Raw genomic sequence first — 18,780 nt, 5'->3', positions numbered from 1 at the left:
GATTGTTTTGGTTTGGTTGGTTATTCACGCCAGAACATGAGCATGTTCGGGCTTCCAATAGGCGATGTATTTGTCCTGCCGCCTTACTGGCGCCTGCCGAAATTCGCTTTCGGTCTTCATCAGGGTTATTTCCTTGCCGTCGCTTGTGGTCGCGACGATCCTTACCCACAGGCCGAGATATTCGACCGTGGTAATCTCGACAGGGATTTGCCCGTTTTGGGCCTCCTGCGGGGCCGTTTCATCCAGACCGATCAGATCGGTCCGAATGGTGAATTCCAGTTCTTCGCCCGCCTTTCCTTCCGCAAAGCCCGGCAGGAAAAAGCTGTCCGGCCCCCGCGCAAGCAACGTGCCCGCAGGACCGGATTCCGAAACCGTGCCTTTGAAAATGTTCTGACCGCCCATGAAATTGGCGATGAAACGCGATTTTGGCTGGTTGAAGATTTCCTGCGGCGTGCCTTTTTGACGGATGATGCCGTCTTCCATCACCACCACCATGTCCGAAAGCGCCAATGCCTCGTCCTGGGCGTGGGTCACATGGACAAAGGTAATGCCGAGCTCCTGCTGCAAACGGCGCAGCTCGTCGCGCATGCGTGCACGCAAAAACGGATCAAGTGCTGAAAGCGGCTCGTCAAGCAACAGAACGGATGGTTCGGTAATCAATGAACGGGCCAGGGCAATGCGTTGCTGCTGGCCACCGGAAAGCTGATCGGGTTTGCGATCGGCAAACTGGGCCATCTGCACCCGCGTCAGCATTTCCATCGCCCGCTCCTTGCGATCGGCTGGCGACACGCCCTGCATTTTCAGGCCAAAGGCGACATTTTCCGCACAGGTCATATGCGGGAAAAGCGCGTAATTCTGGAACATCATCGCCGTGCCACGCTTGACCGGCGGCAATTCGGTCACATTGCGATCCCCGATCAGAAGATCGCCTTCGCTGATCACTTCGTGACCGGCGATCATGCGCAATGTCGTCGACTTGCCACAGCCCGACGGGCCAATCAAACAGCAATACGCCCCTGCGGGAATTTGCAGGTCAATGGACTTGACCGCCTGCGTGCTGCCATAAAACTTACTGACAGCAATTAGTTCGATGGCTCCGTTGCCCTTCATCCGCTCACCCGTCACTGCATGCAAAATTGTTAACAATCCTGTTGTCGATTGCAGGCAAAATGCGTGCCACTTGTTTTTATTGGCGGTTTCGTGCGGGACTCCCGGCCTATCCGCACCAGCATGGCGGGAATGCTGCTTGTTTTATGCTCACGCATTGTGCATTTTTTGCGCACCATGGTTTATGTGGTCAATTTAAATGCAATCTCTGCGCATGGCCTTCATTTGAGCGGGTGATTTTTTATTGTCCAAATCGTCAACAATTTTGTAGAAAGAATATATCGCGCGAAAACATAAACGACGGAAAGCATCGTCAAGATGGCCAAGGCCGAAGAAACCGGCAGCTATAAAGGCAGCGGCAAGCTGCGCCCGGAGGAAATGATCTATCAGGAAATGCTCGACGCGATCCTTGATCGCCGTCTTGAACCGGGCATGAAACTGGTCGAAGAAGACCTGGCCAAGACCTTTGGCGTCAGCCGCGCACGCATTCGCGCCACGTTCCTGCAACTGGCCCATGACAAGCTGATCAACCTTGTGCCCAATCGCGGGGCTTTTGTTGCCGAACCGACCATCGACGAGGCCATCGAAGTCTTTTCAGCCCGCCGCATGATCGAAGACGGCGTTGCCCGCAAGGTTGCGGTTTCCATGACGGACGCGCGTGCCGCCCAGATCAAAAGCCATCTGGACCGGGAACATGATGCCCATCATCGCGGCGATCATCGTGCTGCCATCATCCTGTCGGGCGAGTTTCATCTGCTTCTGGCCCGCCTGACCGGCAATCTGGTGATCGAAGAATTTCTGGAACGCCTGATCCTGCGCACATCGCTGATCATTGCCATGTATGAAAGTCCGCAACCTGTCGATTGCTCACATACCGAACATGACGATCTTCTAAAAGCACTGACAAGCGGCGATCCGGATATTGCAGCAGCCGAAATGTCGCGCCATCTCGATGCCATTCGCGACCGACTGCAACTTCAGCGCCCCAAACCCGGCAAGACGGACTTTGCCAGCATCTTTGGCCGCACACCAAAATCAGCTGCAAGCTGACCGGTGCCCGAGGCAACCCGGGGCAACCAGTACCGTCGGGAGTATACCCACCCCACGCCAACCAAGACCGGGCCAGACCGGACCCAATCACCGCACACCTGGGGCGACGCACCACAAGACATGCCCGAAACACTGCTGCGAATTTATTGGTGCGACCTGTCATCAACACAGTCGCCCCCAAACGGGCCAGATTTAGTGGCCGGGACGCAACAGGCACGCAGCCATGTTTTTGATCTCCTGATCAATATAGTTGCGATTGATTATCACAATGATTATCATGGAAATCACCCTGAACAGCTACTGATCCCATGGCGAGCAAGCCCGATACCCAGCAATTATTCCGGCAATATGGCGAAGAAGTCCGACGCTTCCTTGCCCGCAAATTGTCATGTGCGGATACTGCCGAAGATCTGACTCAGGAAACTTTTGCGCGTTTGCTCCGGATCGATAGCGACATCATCATCGAGGATGGCCGCGCCTTTATCTACAAAACAGCCAACAATCTGGCGATCGACCATATCCGGGCGCAACGCCGGCGGCGTACCGATCCCACAGATCACGACACCATGGCGCTGATTGCCGATGATCGCCCGAATGCTGAAACCCAGACCGGTGACCGGCGAAGATTGAAAATCCTTCAACAGGCGATTGCCGAATTGCCGCCGCGCACCCGGGAAATTTTTGTACTCGGACGGATTGAAGGTTACAGTTATGGCGCAATCGCACAGAAACTGTCGGTTTCGGAAAGCACGGTCCAGAAACATCTGGCAACTGCGCTGGCCCATGCGGTAACCAAACTCAAAAAACATCAGGCCGAATGAAAAAGATGTACGTTTTTCACGATGTGAAACGTCATAATAAACAGACCGAAATTCAGGAAGCAGTTCGTGGCACAGGGCAAAAACAAACCCGAAATTGATGAAATGGACCAACACGCAGCCGCGTGGGTGATCCATGATCATGCTGTGGCCACGACCGGCAAACAGTCGCCATCCGATGCCGCCCGGCAATCCGGCCACGCATCAAGTCGCGAATGGATCCAAAGCACCCCGGCCCATGCCGAGGCCTATGAAAACGCACAATCGGTCTGGGATGACCTTGCCCTGATTGATCCGGAAGACCTGAAACAACCCGGCCCGGCCGCAAACGATGCCAACACCGGCCCCGCCAAACGCGGCTGGCATATTGTTGCGATCGCCGCGACCATTTTGCTTGCGGTGATTGGCGGTATTGAATTGCCCGACCTGATGGCGCGATCCTTTGCCGATCACAGCTCCGCACATGGGGAAATCACCACGCTGACGCTGTCTGATGGCAGTCGCGTGCTTCTTGATTCCGCATCGGCAATCGATGTTGCATTTAGCGACACCGAACGCGCCGTCACCCTGATTTCCGGGCGGGCAAGCTTTGATGTCGCCCCTGCAAGCGACACGGTTCCGCCCTTTGTCGTCCATGCCGGAAACAGCACCACACGCGCACTCGGGACCAAATTTGATGTTGAATTTGGCGATGACGATGACGGTCATGATCTGACCGTGACGGCTATCGAACATCAGATCATGGTAACCCCCGATGTCGCACAGGCCGATACCAGTCTGGTTCTGTCACCGGGTGAACGCATTTCAATCCGCGCCGGGGCTTCGGATATCGCGGTACAACAGATCAATCTGGCAACCAGCACCAGCTGGCAAAACGGCTTCCTGATTTTTGACCATGCCCGCCTTTCGGACGTCACGCGAACGCTTAATCGTTATGCCAGCGGTCCGATCCTGATTGCCAGCGGCGATCTTGCCAATCGCGAAGTCAGCGGCATGTTCCGGATCGACAAGATTGATCAGGCGGTCGATGTCATCAGCAAGGGCCTTGGTGCTTCAAGCTACAGCATACCGCATGTTGCGACATTCCTTGTCGAATAACCCCAAGAAAACCGCCATTTCCTGACGGGATCCGGTACCGGAAATTCTGTATCTGAAAATTTTCAAAAAAAATTTCGGATATTTTTACCGGATCGGAAAACCGGCGCGTCTTCTCCTGTAGGATAGAGATAATGCGACCTACTTGCATTATCAATTAATGTGAAGACCTAGGGGAGATGGCTAAATGGCCTCCAAAAGGGGAACCTCGGCAACGCGTGTTGCCGATCATCGTAATATGCGCGCATCACAGCGCAGCATCGCCAAACAACTTCTGGCCGGTACCGCAATGTCGCTTGGGGCGATGATGCTGTTTGCACCGGTTGATGCACAGGCTGCACAAGCCGCACAGAACGCACAGAACGGCAGCAAGACCGAAATTGCCCAGGCAAGTGCGACCTTCGACTTCGCCATTGCATCTCAAAACCTCAATGATGCGCTTCTGGCGTTTGCCCAGCAGACCGGCATTCAGATTTTCTATGATACCGCGCAGGTCGAAAACCTGACCAGCACCGCGGTAAACGGCAAAATGACCGCAGCCGAAGCACTTGGAAAATTGCTTGAAGGCAGCGACGTCAAATACAGCTTCACCGACGACAATTCCGTCACCCTGGTTGCCGGCGGCGACGCCATGCTCGACCCGGTTGTTGTCGAAGCCCAGGGCACCAATCCTGGAGACCCGGCAGCCACCGAAGGAACAGGCAGCTTCACCACAACGGTCGCGGGTGTTGGTTCCAAAAGCAACGAAACCATCCGCGAATTGCCACAGTCAGTCAGCGTAATCACCTCAGCCCGCATGGAAGAGCAGAACTTCCAGTATCTTGACGATGCCATGCGCTATACCACCGGCGTTCAGGTTCTCGCAAACACTGCCGGTCGATCCTCCATTGCATCACGTGGCTATGAAACAACTACGGCACAAACAAACGGCTTGTCTGTGCCGATCTCAAGCCGCGAAGGTACCATACCCAACCTAGCCATGTATGACCGTATTGAGGTCCTGCGTGGCGCCGCTGGCTTGTATGGCGGATCGGGCTTTCCCGGCGCCACGATCAACATGGTGCGTAAGCAGGCCAAAGACGAGTTCACCGGCTCGGCCACCCTCGGCTACGGTTCGTGGGAACATTATAGCGCACTGGGTGACGTTTCCACGCCTTTGACCGAAGACGGCAGCGTCCGTGTACGTGGTGTTGTATCGACCGACTATCGCGAAAGCTTCGTCGATGTTGAAGAGAACAATAACGAACTCGGCTATGTAACCCTTGATGCCGATGTCACCGACGATACATTCATTTCCCTTGGCCTGTCGCACGAACGCAAAGATCAGGTGCCTCACAATGGCTTGCCTGCCAATTCCGATGGCACCCAACTTGATGTGTCACGCTCAACCTATGCCGGGGCAAGCTGGAACACTTTTGAAAACACCTCCAGCGACGTTTACTTCGACCTGAAACACCAGTTCAGCTCACGTACCGATGGCAGCGTCGGACTCCGCTATAGTGATCGCAATATTGATGCGAACTATGCCTACACAAACTCTGCTGTTGATGCTGCTGGTACTGCTACATATACCGGTTACGAATCACATGCAGACCAGCAAGCATTCGCTGCAGATGCGCATGTGAATCACAACTTTGATCTGCTTGGATATGAACAGACCCTGACCATCGGTGCAGATGCAAACCGCGTTATGACGGATTCCCAAATGTATCGGGGAACCACCTATGCTGGCAGATACACCATTTCGAGCCCGGATCTTCCATATGTTCAGCAGCCCCTGAACTCGGACACCAAGGTTACGGCAATCCAGTCTGGTGTTTACACCAAACTCAAACTGCAAACGTTTGACGACATCACCTTCTCGTTTGGTGGCCGAACCAGCTGGTACAATTCGGTAACGGAAAACCGTCGGACAAATTCCGAAAGTGATCTGACCGAAGATGCTGTTTTCACACCCTTCGCCGGTGTGGTCTATGACGTAACCGACGATTTCTCGACCTACTTCAGCTACACCTCGATCTTTGAACCGCAGGATGCACAAGATGTATCTGGTTCCCAGCTTGATCCCCGCACAGGTCAGCAGTTCGAAGTTGGCGTAAAGGGCGAACATTTCGGCGGCCTGCTGAACAGTCATCTTGCCGCCTTCCAGATTGATGACGTTAACCGTGCTGCTGACGATCCGAATGATGGCGGTAGCGCTAAAATTGCCTCGGGCGAGCAGCGTTCGCGCGGTATCGAAGCAGAACTCAGCGGTGAAGTCGTTGAAAACCTGCAGGCATTTGTTGGCTATACTTTCCTGTATGTCACCGACCAGACCAAAGACGATGATGCAACCATCCGTGTAAATTACGCGCCGCGCCATCGTGTCACATCATGGCTCGATTACGGCTTTGATCAGGGCGTTCTTGACGGCCTGAGCATCGGCGGTGGCGTTTCCTGGTCCGATGACTACTGGGTTAGCGACCGGAACGTAGTCTCTGACAGCTACTATCTTGTTGATGGCCGTATCGGATACGAAGTTAACCAGAACCTTGAGGTTGCTCTTAATGTGAACAACATCCTGGACGAAGAATATTACGAACGTCCAGGCACCACGAGCACCTTCAACTATTACGGCGCACCGCGTAACTTCTTCCTGAGTGTCACTGGCAAATTCTAAGCCTGACAATCATCAGACTATTTAAAAAGGCGGGGAAATTCCCCGCCTTTTACTGTTTCTACCTGCTGATTTGGCACCTTGTTAAGCCAGAAAACCATATTGTATAAAATATTCGACGGCGCAGAGCAGAGCTGTTAGGGTTCGCATACCAATTTATCGGGCACCGTCGCAGTATTATCATATTGTATGATGTTTACATCTGCCGACCCGGACTCTAAGCTGCGCACAGTTTATCAGGGCTGCGCCATTTGGGCGTTCCGACCGGCTTGAACCATGCGCAATTGTTTGCACATGACACATGCGGATCGGATCGGATCGGATCGATCAAAAAGCATTGCGCTGGCCCATCCGGCACAGGACATAACCCCACAGGAGACCCACATGCTTAGTGGACAGCATTACATCGCAGGCGAGTGGCTGAATGGCCCGGACGTGTTTCAGGCCGACAATCCGTCAACCGGTGAAAAGCTCCCGACCAAGTTCCAGCACGGCACCGAGGAAATCGTCAATCAGGCGGTCGAAGCAGCCCAGGCCTGTGCCGAAGAGTTCGCCGCCATGCTGCCGGCCAAACGTGCGGAATTCCTGCGCGCCATTGCGGATGAAATCGATGCGCGCGGCGATGCAATTACCGAAATCGGCAACCTTGAATCTGCCCTGCCTGCTGCACGCCTGACTGGTGAGCGCGGCCGCACGGTTGGTCAGCTGCGCTTCTTTGCTGACTGGATCGAAGAAGGGTCATGGTTCGAAGCCCGCATTGAAACCGCACAGCCGGACCGTCAGCCGCTGCCAAAACCCGACATCCGCGTGATGAACAAGGCGCTCGGTCCGGTTGGCGTATTTGGGGCATCCAACTTCCCGCTGGCCTTTTCGACCGCGGGTGGCGATACCGCATCGGCACTGGCCGCGGGTTGCCCGGTGGTCTTCAAGGGCCATGCCGCCCACCCCGGCACGTCCGAACTGGTTGCCCGGGCAATTGAAGCCGCCATCATCAAAACCGGCATGCCCAAGGGCGTCTTCAGCCTGATCCATGGTGGCACGCGCAAGGTTGGCCAGGCACTGGTAGCCCATCCGCTGATCAAGGCAGTTGGCTTTACCGGTTCGACCGGTGGCGGACGTGCGCTGTTTGACATTGCGGTTTCGCGCCCGGAGCCGATCCCGTTCTATGGCGAACTTGGTTCAAACAACCCGGTCTTCCTGCTGCCCAAGGCAATGAACGAAAAGGCCGCCGATATTGCCAAGGGCTGGGTCGGATCGCTGACCATGGGTGTGGGCCAGTTTTGCACCAATCCGGGTCTTCTGATCGCGCTTAAGGGGGCCGATCTTGATACCTTTGTGGAAACTGCCGCAAGCGAGCTTGGCCAGGTTGGCGGTGCCGCCATGCTGACTGATCGCGTATCAAGCGCCTATCACGACGTCACCAACGCCATGAGCAAACATGCCAAGGTGACCTGCCCGCTGAAACGTCGCGACTCTGATGGCAAATTCGAAGGCAGCCCGGCCATCTTCCGCACCACGGCCGCCGACTGGAAAGCCAACCCGGAACTGGCTGAGGAAATGTTCGGCCCGGCCGGGATCATTGTCGAGTGCGACAGCATTGATGAGATGTTAGCGCTGTCATCGACACTGATCGGACAATTGACCGCAACCATCCACATGGTCGATGGCGATGCCGATCTGGCAAATGCCCTGCGTCCGGCGCTTGAAAAATGTGCAGGCCGTATTCTGATCAATGGCTGGCCGACCGGGGTTGAGGTCTGCCATTCCATGGTGCATGGCGGTCCTTATCCGGCCAGTACGGATTCGCGTTCGACCTCGGTCGGGTCACTCGCCATCAAGCGTTTTGTCCGTCCCGTTTCCTATCAGGCCTTCCCGGATGCATTGCTTCCGGCCCCGATCAAGGATGCCAACCCGCTCAATATCCCGCGTCTGGTCAATGGCAAGTGGCAGATGCCGAACTAGGATCTTCGGGTTTCAAACAAACACAAAGGGCGCGATCAACCGGTCGCGCCCTTTTGCATGATATGGACCGATCGGAATCGCGATCAGGCATCACGCGGCACACCATCGGGGTCATCACTGCCGCGATGATATTTGAATGTCCCGGTTGCCGTCCCGATCACTTCGCCATCGGCGTTATAGGCCACTGCCTCGGTAAAGACGATCTTGCGTCCCCGGCCCTGTTTGCGGGCAACCACACGCACCAACCCATCCTTGGCCATACCAATGAAATTGGTGGTCAGTGAAAGCGTCATGGTTTTGCGCACATTCCCCGCAACCGGGCAAAAACACACCGCATAGCCAGATGCCGTATCCATCAGCGTGGTCAAGATCCCGCCATGCAGGATCCCGACACGGTTGCGGTGAAAATCCTTCATCTCCAGCTCGACGACCGCGTGGCCGTCTGCCCATTCCACCAACCTGTATCCGAGATGGTCCTGAACCGCGCTGCCATGGGCCTGTTCATAGGCAAGATTATCGATTGTATCGGTCATATCAGCGACCCTGATTGTGAAAATTTCCCAAGCTATAGCAGATATTTGCCACCCCGAAAAACACACAGGACCGCCGATCACGGATTTGCCTGAGTCGCAGCGACCTTGGCGCACAAAACCCCCGCGCCAAGCCGAAAATCACACGAACCCCAAGACTTATTGCGCATCGCAACATAGAATAAATGTTTATTTTCAATTAGTTAATTGTACCGTTCTCCAAACAAGAACGGGATAGCGGTGAAAGGAGAATAGTCGCAAAGCAGGGTGTCTGGTATCTCTGAATTCATCGCAAAGACAGATGATGTCGCAAAGGATTAGAGCCATGACGACGATTGCTTACAAAGACGCAACCAGCATCGAACGTGAAGTCCGCACCGGCTGGTTCACCAGTTTTGTTCGTGCCCTTCAGGTTGCCGTAATCATGAAAGCATCCCAGGCCAAAACCCACGCAGAACTGACTGCGGACTGGAACAAGGCATGGCGTCAGGTTGAAGGTTAAGGCATCCGCCGCCTTCGTTTGAGGTTGGTGCGACGATCTGCACATCTGCCGCACCCTCAAACTTCTTGACGCTTCGGGCTGAACCACCGACAACGGTTCCATGCAAAAGTTTGATATCGTGACCATCCGGCTTTTCGTCGCCATCGTGCGCGCCGGGAGCATCAATGAAGCCGCAAGGCGCGAACATATCGCGACCTCGGCCGTGTCACGCCGCATTGGCGAACTTGAAGCCATGCTGGGTGTCAAACTGCTTCGCCGCCTGCCGCGCGGGGTCGAACCGACCGAAGAAGGCACGATATTTGCCCGCTATGGCGAAAAGCTTCTGGGCGATCTGAACCATCTTTCCAACGAGCTTCGCGATTTCAATGCCGGGGAAAAGGGCAAGATTTATCTTGCCGCGGTGACGTCTGCGATTCTGACCGGCTTGCCGTCATTTCTGGCCGATTTTGAACGCGATTTTCCCCACATCACTGTTGATGTCCGCGAATTGACATCGCGCGAAAGTGCCGAAGCCGTCCGCGAAGGGCGTGCTGATCTGGCGATCCTGGCCGATAACAGTCCGCTTGGCGATCTGGCCCATGATGTGTTTTGCGATGACCCGATCTGGGTGGTGACGCCCAAAGGCCATCCGCTGATCCCCAATGCAGACACCCCCAAACCGGTCAAATTTTCCGAAGCCGCCAAATATGACATCATTTCCCTGCATGAAGGCGGGGTGATTGATGACCTGATTTCCGAAGCCGCATCGAAAATGAAGCTTGATATGCATCCCCATATCAAGGTCGTGCGTTTCGGGTCCCTACGCCAGATGATTGCCGCAGGACTTGGGATCGGCTTTTTGCGGAAAAGTTCGGTTGCGGGGTATATCGGCCATATGAATATTGCCGGCGCACCGATTGCCGATGACTGGGCCAAGCGCCAGTTGCTGATCGCCCATGATGGTGATGCCAACCTGACCAGTGCCGCACGTCTGTTTCGCGACTATCTTCTCAAGAAATCATCGGAAACAAGCTTCAAACCTGTTCTGGGCTAATCTGGCGACCGTTGCGGTCAGGCGGATCTTGCCATCCGTTCGGCCCAGATATCACCGCCTGTCGGCCCCAGCGGCACCGCCATCCCGGCAAGACGGGCAACATGACGCCCGGCCTCATCAAGTACCAGACCGGGAAGTTCCGGCCATTGTCCGATTGGATCCAGAATTTCGATCTCTTCACCGTCGCGGGCATTGATCAATTCGGGCAGGTCTTCACGCGCATGCGTGCCACCACCGGCCAGCATCGGAATGATCAGGGTTTTCTTGTGCGTGGAAAGGTCGCGCCAATCGGCAAGCGATGGTTTGCCTTCGATATTGCCAATGCAGATTTCAGGCCCGGCGCAAAGCCCCTGAACCTGGCGGGCAAAACGGACCGTTTCCGGCAAAGGTGCGGTCAGGGTTTTCAAGCCATGCGGCACCAGAAATACCGACATTTCATCCAGTCGCCACCGCCGATTGGCGGCGGCTGCCCGGATTTTGCTGGCGACAAGGTCATCAAAGCCCGGAAGATTAAGGGCCGGGGGCAGAACAACTGCATCACCCAATCCGGCACGTTCAAGATCGCGCGGCAGTTCTTCGAATACGAGATACCCTTCACTGAAAAACAGCGGGAAAATGATCAGACGTTCGGCATGTCCCGACCGTTTGAGGGAAGCGAGCTGATCGGGCAGTGACGGGTTGCTTCGCATATAGCCATGCGACACCGGCCCGTTCCAGTCAGCCGCAACGGACCGGGCAAGATCCCCTGCCGGGTCCCCGCCATTGCCGCTATTACCATGCGACACCATCATCAATGTTGGCATTTCGAAATCAGACATTGCGACCAGTCCCGTTATGCGTTCATGCAAAGACCTAGTAACCAGTACGCAGGATGCAAGGTTTTGGATCGCAACAATCCGGTTCTGATTTGGGTTTTATTGCACCAGATCCCAGCGCGGCTGGCCGCCAAACCGGTCATGCATGAAATCAACCAGAAGCCGGATACGCGATGAAAGCTGCCGACTGGGCGGATAGAGCAAATAAAGAAAAATCTCGGGCGGGGTATAATCACATAACACCGTCACCAGACGACCGGTTTGCAATTCCGGCCCGGCAATGAAAGTCGGCATTTCTGCCAAGCCCAGACCGGCCACCGCCGCATCACGCAGAACTTCGGCATTGTTACAGCAAAACACGCCATTGACCTGAACCGAAACCGGCCCGTTCGGGCCGGTCAGCTTCCAGGTCGAACCCGACGGAAGATTGCCATAATGCAGACAGGGCAAAGTCGCCAGATCCCGGATATCTGTTGGTTCACCATGTTTCTGCAAGAAATCGGGTGCCGCGCAAATCACGCGCCGGATCGGAATAATTTCATGATCAATCAGCGCCAGGGTTTCGGTCGGGCGGCTGATGCGCACCGTCATGTCAAAACCATCGGCAACCGGATCGATGAAATGATCATTCAAGGCCAATTCGATCCTGATATCGGGATACATGCGGGCAAAATCGACAAGTGCCGGGCCAAGATGCAGGGTGCCAAATGACATTGGTGCATTGATGCGAATGTCACCAGCCGGCTTTTCCGGATTCTCGCGAATGGAGTCTTCGGCATCCGTCAGATCCGTCAGAATGGCCTTGGCCCGCTGATAAAACGCCTGCCCGCTTGGCGTTACCGAAACAGTGCGTGTTGTGCGGTTCAGCAATTGCACACCCAGATCATCTTCAAGCGCGACCACCGCACGGTTGACCTGCGATCGCGACTGCCCGATGGCCCGGGCCGCGGCGGCAAAGCTGCCTTCTTCGACCACACGGATGAAACTTTGCAAACTGGCCATTTTATCCACGGGCAATATCCCTGGGATGCGTCATATGACGCGATGATAGGCTTATTGTCGCATTAAACGCAACACTGTGGGCATTATTGCGATAATTGTCTCATTTCATGAAAAGCGTATTCTGTCTCCAACAGAAGACATCCTCATGGAGGTACAGACAAATGCTGATCAAAGTAGATGCAGACACCCGTGGCCGCGCACAGTTTGGCTGGCTTGATTCCAACCACACTTTTTCGTTCGGTCATTATTACGATCCCAACCGGATGGGCTGGGGACCGCTTCGCGTCATTAACGAAGACCGTGTCATTCCCGGTGCCGGTTTTGACACCCATGGCCACAAGGATATGGAAATCATTTCCTATGTTCTTGATGGCGCCCTTGAACACAAGGACAGCATCGGAAACGGATCTGTGATCCGTCCGGGCCGCCTGCAACGCATGACGGCTGGCACCGGCATCCGTCATTCGGAATACAACCATTCGAAATCCGATCCGGTTCACTTCCTGCAAATCTGGATCATTCCGGAAGCCGCCGGACTGGAACCGGGTTACGAAGAAAAGGAAATCGCACGCCGCGATACGGGATCGGGACTTACCCTGATCGGCAGCCGCGATGGCCGCGAGAATTCGATCACCATTCACCAGAATGTCGATCTGTATGTTGCGCACCTTAACGATGGCGAAACTGCACAGCACAGCATCGAAAAAGGCCGCATTGCCTGGATCCAGGTGGCCCGCGGGTCGGTCAAAGTGAATGGCGAAACCCTTACTGCCGGTGACGGTGCGGCAATCCGGGATGAAGACGAACTTGTCTTCTCTGATGCCGACAATGCCGAAGCCCTTGTTTTTGACATGGTGGCCTGAGCTGCGAAAACCGCACTCCCCCATCCCGAGGAGAAAAATCATGACCTCGCTTACCAGTGACAAACCCCGTTCGATCATCCCTGCCATTGGCAATGTTACGTCCGCCCTGCAACCGCTTGCCCCGGTGATCATTCGTGTTACCACCGGCCTTTTGATGGTTCCGCATGGTGCACAGAAACTGTTTGGTGCCTTTGGCGGTTATGGCCTTGAAGGAACGGCCGGCTGGCTTGAAAGCATCGGCTTTGCCCCGGGCTTTGTCTTTGCCCTTCTGATCGGCCTTCTTGAATTTGTTGGCGGTTTGATGCTGACAGTCGGTCTTTTGACCCGTCCGGTTGCCGCCGCTGTTCTGGTTTTCATGGCTGTTGCCGTTTCAACCCATATCCCGGCTGGCTATTTCTGGAACAATGGCGGCTTTGAAATGCCGTTGATGTGGGGTCTGCTTGCCCTGACGGTTCTGATCCAGGGTGGTGGTAAATTCTCGGTCGATCGCAAGATCGGCTACGAATTCTGATCCGACGCCCTTAAGCGCACCGATCAAACGGGTTGCTGATACAACAGCAGCCCGTTTTTTTATGGCTCCTCATATGAGGATATTGGAGATCAGATAAAACAGCCAAAGTAAGGTTGCACTGAATGGCCCGACAGGCTGCATCCCGAAGATGCGGTTTGTTGGTTCTTTATGATAACCCAAGCCAGATCTGTCTGACCGAACCATGTACGAAGATATTTCGATCATATTTGTTGATGACGATCCCAACGTGTTGCGCGGATTGCGTCGCCGTATGATGAGCCAACGCCCGAACTGGTCGCTGCGGTTTTTTGAAAGTGCTGAAAGTGCGCTGATCGGCCTTGCAGAAGAACAGGCAGATGTGGTTATTTCCGACATGCGGATGCCCGAAATGGACGGGGCCGAATTCCTGCGGATTGTTGCCAATCGTTATCCCCAGACATCCCGCATATTGCTTTCCGGCTATGCCGACGAAATCCCCATTCAAAACGGCACCACCGCAACCCAGCACTTTTTGACCAAGCCCTGCAAGGATACCGACATCATTCACGCGGTTGAGCGCGGTCTGGTCATGCGGCGTTATTTGCATGATCCGATGCTGGTTGATCTTCTGGCACGGATTCCCAGGGAACTGGCATGGCCGGCAACCTTTGAACGCCTGCACACGATATTGCAGCTCACCGGCCCCAAAAGCCGCGATGAGCTTAATGAATTTGCCGCCGATCATCCCGCACTGACATTTCTGGCACGGGATCTGGCGCGACGGGAAAAGCTTGTCGCCGCCGATAGCCAGACCGGCCTGATCGGTCTTGTGAAACTGCTTGGCATCGAGACGATCAAGGCATTGTGCATTCTATGGTCAGAACTGGGTCAGCCCGCCAAATTTGACCCGAACGTGCCAGCCATCGAACTGCACCGACCACTGGTTCTTGGACAGATGGCCGCCAATATTGCCCGGTTGCAAAACCTGCCCTTTGAAACGGTTGATCAGGTCCGTGCGGCGGCCCTTTTGTGTCATATCGGGGAAATCATCATCAAACGGGTGATGCCCGATGGCTACAAGGCCAGCCGTGATCGGGCCGATCGCGATGAATGCGATATTATTTCCGCCGAAGTTGCCGAAATGGGATTTGCCCATCCGGCGGTATCGGCATCAATTTGTGCCTATTGGGGATTCCCGCACGAAGTTGTTGAACAGATCGCGTTCCATCACAGGCCCGAAGTTGCACCGACCCCGAATTCCAGGACTCTGCTGATTGTCTATGCTGCGCAATATTTTGCCCGCATCGTTGGCAAGGACGGTATGAAACGCGCCGCCAAATATGACCTTGCCAGCGGGTTCATTTCACGATGCGGTGCCGATGACATCTGGCCGGTCTGGGAACGCAGCTGCATCGAAAACCACCTGCCGCACGGTATCGAAAAACCATATCCCGGCCAGATGTTCCATTCGGCAGGCTAACGCAGCAGCGCACCAAGATCGCTTGGCCCCTGCATGGCATCATTTTGCGAATGTGCGTTATAGGACGGATTGATTTTGGGCAGACGGATAACGAATTCGGCCCCGTCGACATAGTCCTCTGACAGGGTCAGATCACCACCGAAATCATCCTGGATAAGCTTGCGACAAATCGGAAGCCCCTGACCGGTGCCGACACCGCGTTCCTTGGTGGTAAAGAAATAATCAAAGATGCGATCGCGCAGGTCTTCCGGCACACCCGACCCGTTGTCGCGCAGACGGATAAACACATTGTCGTCGTCCGATGTCACCGTCAGATCGATGCGGCCGCGCCGCTGGCCGGTTTCCTTGATGGCCTGCGATGCATTGACGATCAGGTTGATCAGCGCCTGTGACAGATGGTTGCGTCGTCCATTGACCTCGGTGACATCCGACTGGATATGAACATCAAGATCGGCAACATGTTTGACCTGGTTGCGGGTAAGGGTAACCGCCGTTTCGATTTCTTCGGGAATTGAAATCAGTTCGATTGCATCATTGGCCGGATGGGCAAATTTGCGAATCCCCCGGACAATTTCGGCAATCCGTTCAAGTCCCTGGATACTTTCATCGATCGCAAGCGGCACTTCCTGCACCAGGAAATCGATTTTGCTTTGGTCAAAGTCGATCTTTGCCGTCGGGTCGGCCTGTTGGCGGCGCACTGCATCGACCAGACCCGAAAAGCTGTCAGAAAGAAATTCAAGATTGTTCTGGATATATTGCGCCGGGGTGTTGATTTCATGCGCAACCCCGCCTGCCAGCGTCCCCAAAGCATGCAGCTTGGCGTAATCGGCGGCCTCTTCGATGACTTCCTGTTCCTGTCGGGCTTTCTGGGCGGCAATATCCGCGGCAAAAACACGCTGGCGCTGACGGATCATGAATGCCCCCAGCACCGCCATTGCAACAACACCGACAAAGAACAAATAGGTCAGAAATTCAATATTGCGCTTCACGGTCTGAATATTCTGGGCGTTATAGACCGACACAAAATTCGTGGTCCGCACCACCGCCTGTTGCAACGGTTCGCCCATCGGTTCAAGCAACCGATAGAGTTCCTGTAATTTTGACCTTGGATCCGGGGCATTTTCCAGCGCGATATCGACTTCATCGATCCGGTTTTGCAGAGCGTCTATGGATGCCGCCACTTCGGGCACGGAAAACAGCACGCGGAAACCTTCGCCATCGCGCAACAGAAATACGCGGCTGACCATGATTTCATATTCAAGCATGATGTCTTCGACCGCCTGGTCATCAAGACCGGCACGGCCAAAGGCGGCTTCTATGTCGCGTTGAATGATGAAAAGCTGGCGCTGGATCTGAAACACCGCCCAGACGAAATTTTCCCGATAGGTAAACCGCTCGTCTTCAAGCTGGCGAATGATCGCCCCGGACAGAACCGCATACAAACCGACAAACAGCACCAGTCCAAAGAACATGGCACGGCCTGAACGGTTGAAAAAAAACGCCTTAATTCTTTGCATCAACAGATTTTACCTGCCAGACCGAATATGCCCAATAGGTATCTGTCTGGAAACGCACGTCCCTGTCATAGGGGAAGACAACCCAGAACGGGCCTTTTTCACGCACCGACATTTCCGCGTCATTAAGGTGATAGGCCAGAATGGCACCGTCATTTCGCAATACGTTGGTCGGGACAATGACGCTGTAATCATTCAGGGCCGCGACACGCACCATATCGGCGTCAAGGCCATAGGTCTCAAGCAGCAGGTCAAAGGAAACGCCCTGAAATTTCTGCACCCCGTTTGTCCAGGGGGTCGATGTGTAAAACTCGACCGCAGGCATTTCCATGAGCTTTTCCATGGAAACCGTTACCACCTCGCCATCGGGTTTTGTCAGCTTCAATGACCCGCCGGCCGATGCCCCCGCAGAAACGAAGCCCACCATGGCGACCACAAGGGCCAACACCTTTGCAAAGCTTTTCATATTCATATCCATGCTCCCTACCATGCCTTAAAGAGTGGTCACAGCATGTTGATTTAACAATAACTAACAGGTGAATTTAGTCAAAGACACAAGCACTTTTACGCGCTCATGGCTGTTGCTGTCTTTTCTTCCCAGACATCAAGCGGCTCCGGGCTGCCAAGATAGAATCCCTGCAATTCGGTGATGCCATAGACTTGCAGTTTTTCGACAACCGCACCGCTTTCGATGCCCTTGGCCGAAATCGACAGCCCCATTTTCCAGCAGACCTGCGCGATCCATTCGACAAAGGCATCATCAAGGAAATCGGTCATGATCCCGCGGACAAGCTCACGGTCCAGCTTGATCCCGGCAAAGACTTCGTGGCGCAACAGTTCAAGCGAATTGTTGCCCGACCCGAAATCATCAATCAGTACCGCAATGCCGCGTTCACGAAGGCGTGAAACACTGCCCAGCAATTCCTGATCATCCGGAACCAGCTGACGTTCGGGAATTTCATATGTCACGACGACACCGCGCATGCGCATCTTTTCATAGAAGCGGATCAAAAGATCGAGGAATTCCGGCGTTTTGAGCGAATAGGCAGAAATATTGACCGCAAGGTTGCTGGAATCGCCCAGCAAGGCACGATATCGCGGTGCCTGATCAATCATCACCGCCATCAGCTGGCTGGTCAGCCGGTTGATTACCGGATGATCGCGGCATGCCTCAAAGATTTCATCAACACCGAAATCCTTTTCAAGCGACGGCATGCGGCACAGAACCTCCACACCGCACAGACCCAGGTCACTTGCCGCAAATCGTGGCTGAAGAACCGTGGAAAATCTGGCCTGATCAATCGTCGAATTAACCATCATCGGCGTCACGCGTGATGTCGGCTTTTCGGCCGGTTTGTTGGTCTGGATGACACGGTCAATGGCGTCTTTCAAAACAGAAACCGAAACCGGCTTGGCCAATACACGCGTGACCATGGCCTGACTGATGGCTTCGCGCAGGGAAATGGTCGAAATATTGCCAGACAACATCATGCGGCTGACCATCGGCGCGATGCGGGCGGCCTGTTTCAGGAACGAGATACCATCAAGAGTCGGCATGATCAGATCGGCAATGACAAGATCGGTGCGTTCGCGATTGTGCGACAACCAGTCAAGTGCCATTTGCCCGTCGGAAAATGTGACAAATTCAAAACTGGTCGCAAGGGTACGCCGCACCGCTGCCAACAGTTTTTCATCATCATCTACCATCAGAATGACGGGGCGTTTTGTATTGACCACATCCATTAATGGGCAACTCCGGAATTACTCTAAGTCCTGAAATTCTTGTTATTTGGCCCGGCGAGTTTGCGCATATGACGAAAGGCGGGGCTTTGAACGATTGCAGAATAGTGTCAGACTGCCATT

General features: G+C 54.5%; 17 protein-coding genes. 10 read left to right on the top strand and 7 right to left on the bottom strand.

The genetic code is table 11. The annotated features are described in order from the left end of the window. Window positions 1-24: 24 nt before the first annotated feature. Entirely contained in the window at window positions 25-1,110 is a 1,086-nt protein-coding gene (locus tag M9H61_RS14825; RefSeq protein WP_250281306.1) for an ABC transporter ATP-binding protein, read from the bottom strand. 315 nt (window positions 1,111-1,425) lie between these two features. Here M9H61_RS14825 and M9H61_RS14820 point away from each other — a divergent pair, with 315 nt between their 5' ends. The 5 genes from M9H61_RS14820 (at window position 1,426) to M9H61_RS14800 (ending at window position 8,688) form a co-directional block, all read left to right on the top strand. Continuing rightward, window positions 1,426-2,157, top strand: a complete 732-nt coding sequence (locus M9H61_RS14820; protein ID WP_101246578.1) for a GntR family transcriptional regulator — start codon at window positions 1,426-1,428, stop codon at window positions 2,155-2,157. A 308-nt stretch (window positions 2,158-2,465) separates the two neighbouring features. After that, window positions 2,466-2,978 carry an RNA polymerase sigma factor gene (locus M9H61_RS14815; protein ID WP_101246579.1) on the top strand — a complete coding sequence of 171 codons (513 nt, stop codon included), beginning with the start codon at window positions 2,466-2,468 and terminating at the stop codon, window positions 2,976-2,978. 66 nt (window positions 2,979-3,044) lie between these two features. Next, window positions 3,045-4,073, top strand: coding sequence for a FecR family protein (locus M9H61_RS14810; RefSeq protein WP_250281304.1), 1,029 nt, complete (start codon window positions 3,045-3,047; stop codon window positions 4,071-4,073). Window positions 4,074-4,257: 184 nt separating this feature from the next. After that, the gene (locus M9H61_RS14805) at window positions 4,258-6,729 is read left to right on the top strand and encodes a TonB-dependent receptor (protein WP_250281303.1); all 2,472 of its coding nucleotides are present in this window, start codon (window positions 4,258-4,260) and stop codon (window positions 6,727-6,729) included. Between the two features lie 381 nt (window positions 6,730-7,110). Beyond that, the gene (locus tag M9H61_RS14800; protein WP_250281299.1) at window positions 7,111-8,688 is read left to right on the top strand and encodes an aldehyde dehydrogenase (NADP(+)); all 1,578 of its coding nucleotides are present in this window, start codon (window positions 7,111-7,113) and stop codon (window positions 8,686-8,688) included. Window positions 8,689-8,771: 83 nt separating this feature from the next. Here M9H61_RS14800 and M9H61_RS14795 read toward each other — a convergent pair whose 3' ends face one another. Further along, window positions 8,772-9,221, bottom strand: a complete 450-nt coding sequence (locus tag M9H61_RS14795) for a PaaI family thioesterase (protein WP_250281294.1) — start codon at window positions 9,219-9,221, stop codon at window positions 8,772-8,774. Between the two features lie 322 nt (window positions 9,222-9,543). Between M9H61_RS14795 and M9H61_RS14790 the strand changes: the two genes are divergently transcribed. Together M9H61_RS14790 and M9H61_RS14785 are read left to right on the top strand one after the other, a co-directional pair. Continuing rightward, entirely contained in the window at window positions 9,544-9,720 is a 177-nt protein-coding gene (locus M9H61_RS14790; RefSeq protein ID WP_170310186.1) for a hypothetical protein, read from the top strand. Between the two features lie 100 nt (window positions 9,721-9,820). Then, a complete protein-coding gene (locus M9H61_RS14785; RefSeq protein WP_101246583.1) occupies window positions 9,821-10,753 on the top strand; it encodes a LysR family transcriptional regulator in 933 nt (310 codons plus the stop codon). Between the two features lie 17 nt (window positions 10,754-10,770). Here the strand turns inward: M9H61_RS14785 and M9H61_RS14780 are convergent, their stop codons facing one another. Then, entirely contained in the window at window positions 10,771-11,571 is an 801-nt protein-coding gene (locus M9H61_RS14780; RefSeq protein ID WP_101246584.1) for a sirohydrochlorin chelatase, read from the bottom strand. A 96-nt stretch (window positions 11,572-11,667) separates the two neighbouring features. Beyond that, complete coding sequence (locus M9H61_RS14775; protein WP_228195141.1) at window positions 11,668-12,570, bottom strand: LysR family transcriptional regulator; 903 nt, start codon at window positions 12,568-12,570, stop codon at window positions 11,668-11,670. Between the two features lie 161 nt (window positions 12,571-12,731). Between M9H61_RS14775 and M9H61_RS14770 the strand changes: the two genes are divergently transcribed. The 3 genes from M9H61_RS14770 to M9H61_RS14760 all read left to right on the top strand — a co-directional run bounded on the left by M9H61_RS14770 (window position 12,732) and on the right by M9H61_RS14760 (window position 15,403). Beyond that, the gene (locus tag M9H61_RS14770; protein ID WP_101246586.1) at window positions 12,732-13,433 is read left to right on the top strand and encodes a pirin family protein; all 702 of its coding nucleotides are present in this window, start codon (window positions 12,732-12,734) and stop codon (window positions 13,431-13,433) included. Between the two features lie 40 nt (window positions 13,434-13,473). Beyond that, complete coding sequence (locus M9H61_RS14765; protein ID WP_101246587.1) at window positions 13,474-13,944, top strand: DoxX family protein; 471 nt, start codon at window positions 13,474-13,476, stop codon at window positions 13,942-13,944. A 202-nt stretch (window positions 13,945-14,146) separates the two neighbouring features. Further along, window positions 14,147-15,403 (top strand): response regulator, encoded by a 1,257-nt coding sequence (locus M9H61_RS14760; protein ID WP_250281293.1) that lies wholly within the window; start codon window positions 14,147-14,149, stop codon window positions 15,401-15,403. Here the strand turns inward: M9H61_RS14760 and M9H61_RS14755 are convergent. The 3 genes from M9H61_RS14755 to M9H61_RS14745 form a co-directional block, all read right to left on the bottom strand. Further along, window positions 15,400-16,920 carry a sensor histidine kinase gene (locus tag M9H61_RS14755; RefSeq protein ID WP_250281290.1) on the bottom strand — a complete coding sequence of 507 codons (1,521 nt, stop codon included), beginning with the start codon at window positions 16,918-16,920 and terminating at the stop codon, window positions 15,400-15,402. The two genes, M9H61_RS14760 and M9H61_RS14755, sit on opposite strands and share 4 nt — an antisense overlap. Further along, window positions 16,907-17,383 carry a molybdopterin-dependent oxidoreductase gene (locus M9H61_RS14750; RefSeq protein WP_250281288.1) on the bottom strand — a complete coding sequence of 159 codons (477 nt, stop codon included), beginning with the start codon at window positions 17,381-17,383 and terminating at the stop codon, window positions 16,907-16,909. The genes M9H61_RS14755 and M9H61_RS14750 overlap by 14 nt, the downstream gene beginning before the upstream one ends. A 98-nt stretch (window positions 17,384-17,481) precedes the next feature. Then, window positions 17,482-18,660 (bottom strand): EAL domain-containing protein, encoded by a 1,179-nt coding sequence (locus M9H61_RS14745; RefSeq protein ID WP_250281286.1) that lies wholly within the window; start codon window positions 18,658-18,660, stop codon window positions 17,482-17,484. Between the last annotated feature and the right edge of the window lie 120 nt (window positions 18,661-18,780).

Origin of the sequence: Thalassospira sp. GO-4, assembly GCF_023588965.1 — a bacterium.
GTDB lineage: Bacteria > Pseudomonadota > Alphaproteobacteria > Rhodospirillales > Thalassospiraceae > Thalassospira > Thalassospira povalilytica.
Note: the sequence above shows the minus strand (reverse complement) of the source record. Positions and strands in the feature narration are given on the sequence as shown.

Bases quoted from the DNA above. Each gene is read 5' to 3' on its own strand.
- M9H61_RS14825 (WP_250281306.1), bottom strand. From the start codon at position 1,110: ATGAAGGGCAACGGAGCCATCGAACTAATTGCTGTCAGTAAGTTTTAT.
- M9H61_RS14820 (WP_101246578.1), top strand. From the start codon at position 1,426: ATGGCCAAGGCCGAAGAAACCGGCAGCTATAAAGGCAGCGGCAAGCTG.
- M9H61_RS14815 (WP_101246579.1), top strand. From the start codon at position 2,466: ATGGCGAGCAAGCCCGATACCCAGCAATTATTCCGGCAATATGGCGAA.
- M9H61_RS14805 (WP_250281303.1), top strand. From the start codon at position 4,258: ATGGCCTCCAAAAGGGGAACCTCGGCAACGCGTGTTGCCGATCATCGT.
- M9H61_RS14800 (WP_250281299.1), top strand. From the start codon at position 7,111: ATGCTTAGTGGACAGCATTACATCGCAGGCGAGTGGCTGAATGGCCCG.
- M9H61_RS14795 (WP_250281294.1), bottom strand. From the start codon at position 9,221: ATGACCGATACAATCGATAATCTTGCCTATGAACAGGCCCATGGCAGC.
- M9H61_RS14790 (WP_170310186.1), top strand. From the start codon at position 9,544: ATGACGACGATTGCTTACAAAGACGCAACCAGCATCGAACGTGAAGTC.
- M9H61_RS14785 (WP_101246583.1), top strand. From the start codon at position 9,821: ATGCAAAAGTTTGATATCGTGACCATCCGGCTTTTCGTCGCCATCGTG.
- M9H61_RS14780 (WP_101246584.1), bottom strand. From the start codon at position 11,571: ATGTCTGATTTCGAAATGCCAACATTGATGATGGTGTCGCATGGTAAT.
- M9H61_RS14775 (WP_228195141.1), bottom strand. From the start codon at position 12,570: ATGGCCAGTTTGCAAAGTTTCATCCGTGTGGTCGAAGAAGGCAGCTTT.
- M9H61_RS14770 (WP_101246586.1), top strand. From the start codon at position 12,732: ATGCTGATCAAAGTAGATGCAGACACCCGTGGCCGCGCACAGTTTGGC.
- M9H61_RS14765 (WP_101246587.1), top strand. From the start codon at position 13,474: ATGACCTCGCTTACCAGTGACAAACCCCGTTCGATCATCCCTGCCATT.
- M9H61_RS14760 (WP_250281293.1), top strand. From the start codon at position 14,147: ATGTACGAAGATATTTCGATCATATTTGTTGATGACGATCCCAACGTG.
- M9H61_RS14755 (WP_250281290.1), bottom strand. From the start codon at position 16,920: ATGCAAAGAATTAAGGCGTTTTTTTTCAACCGTTCAGGCCGTGCCATG.
- M9H61_RS14750 (WP_250281288.1), bottom strand. From the start codon at position 17,383: ATGAAAAGCTTTGCAAAGGTGTTGGCCCTTGTGGTCGCCATGGTGGGC.
- M9H61_RS14745 (WP_250281286.1), bottom strand. From the start codon at position 18,660: ATGGATGTGGTCAATACAAAACGCCCCGTCATTCTGATGGTAGATGAT.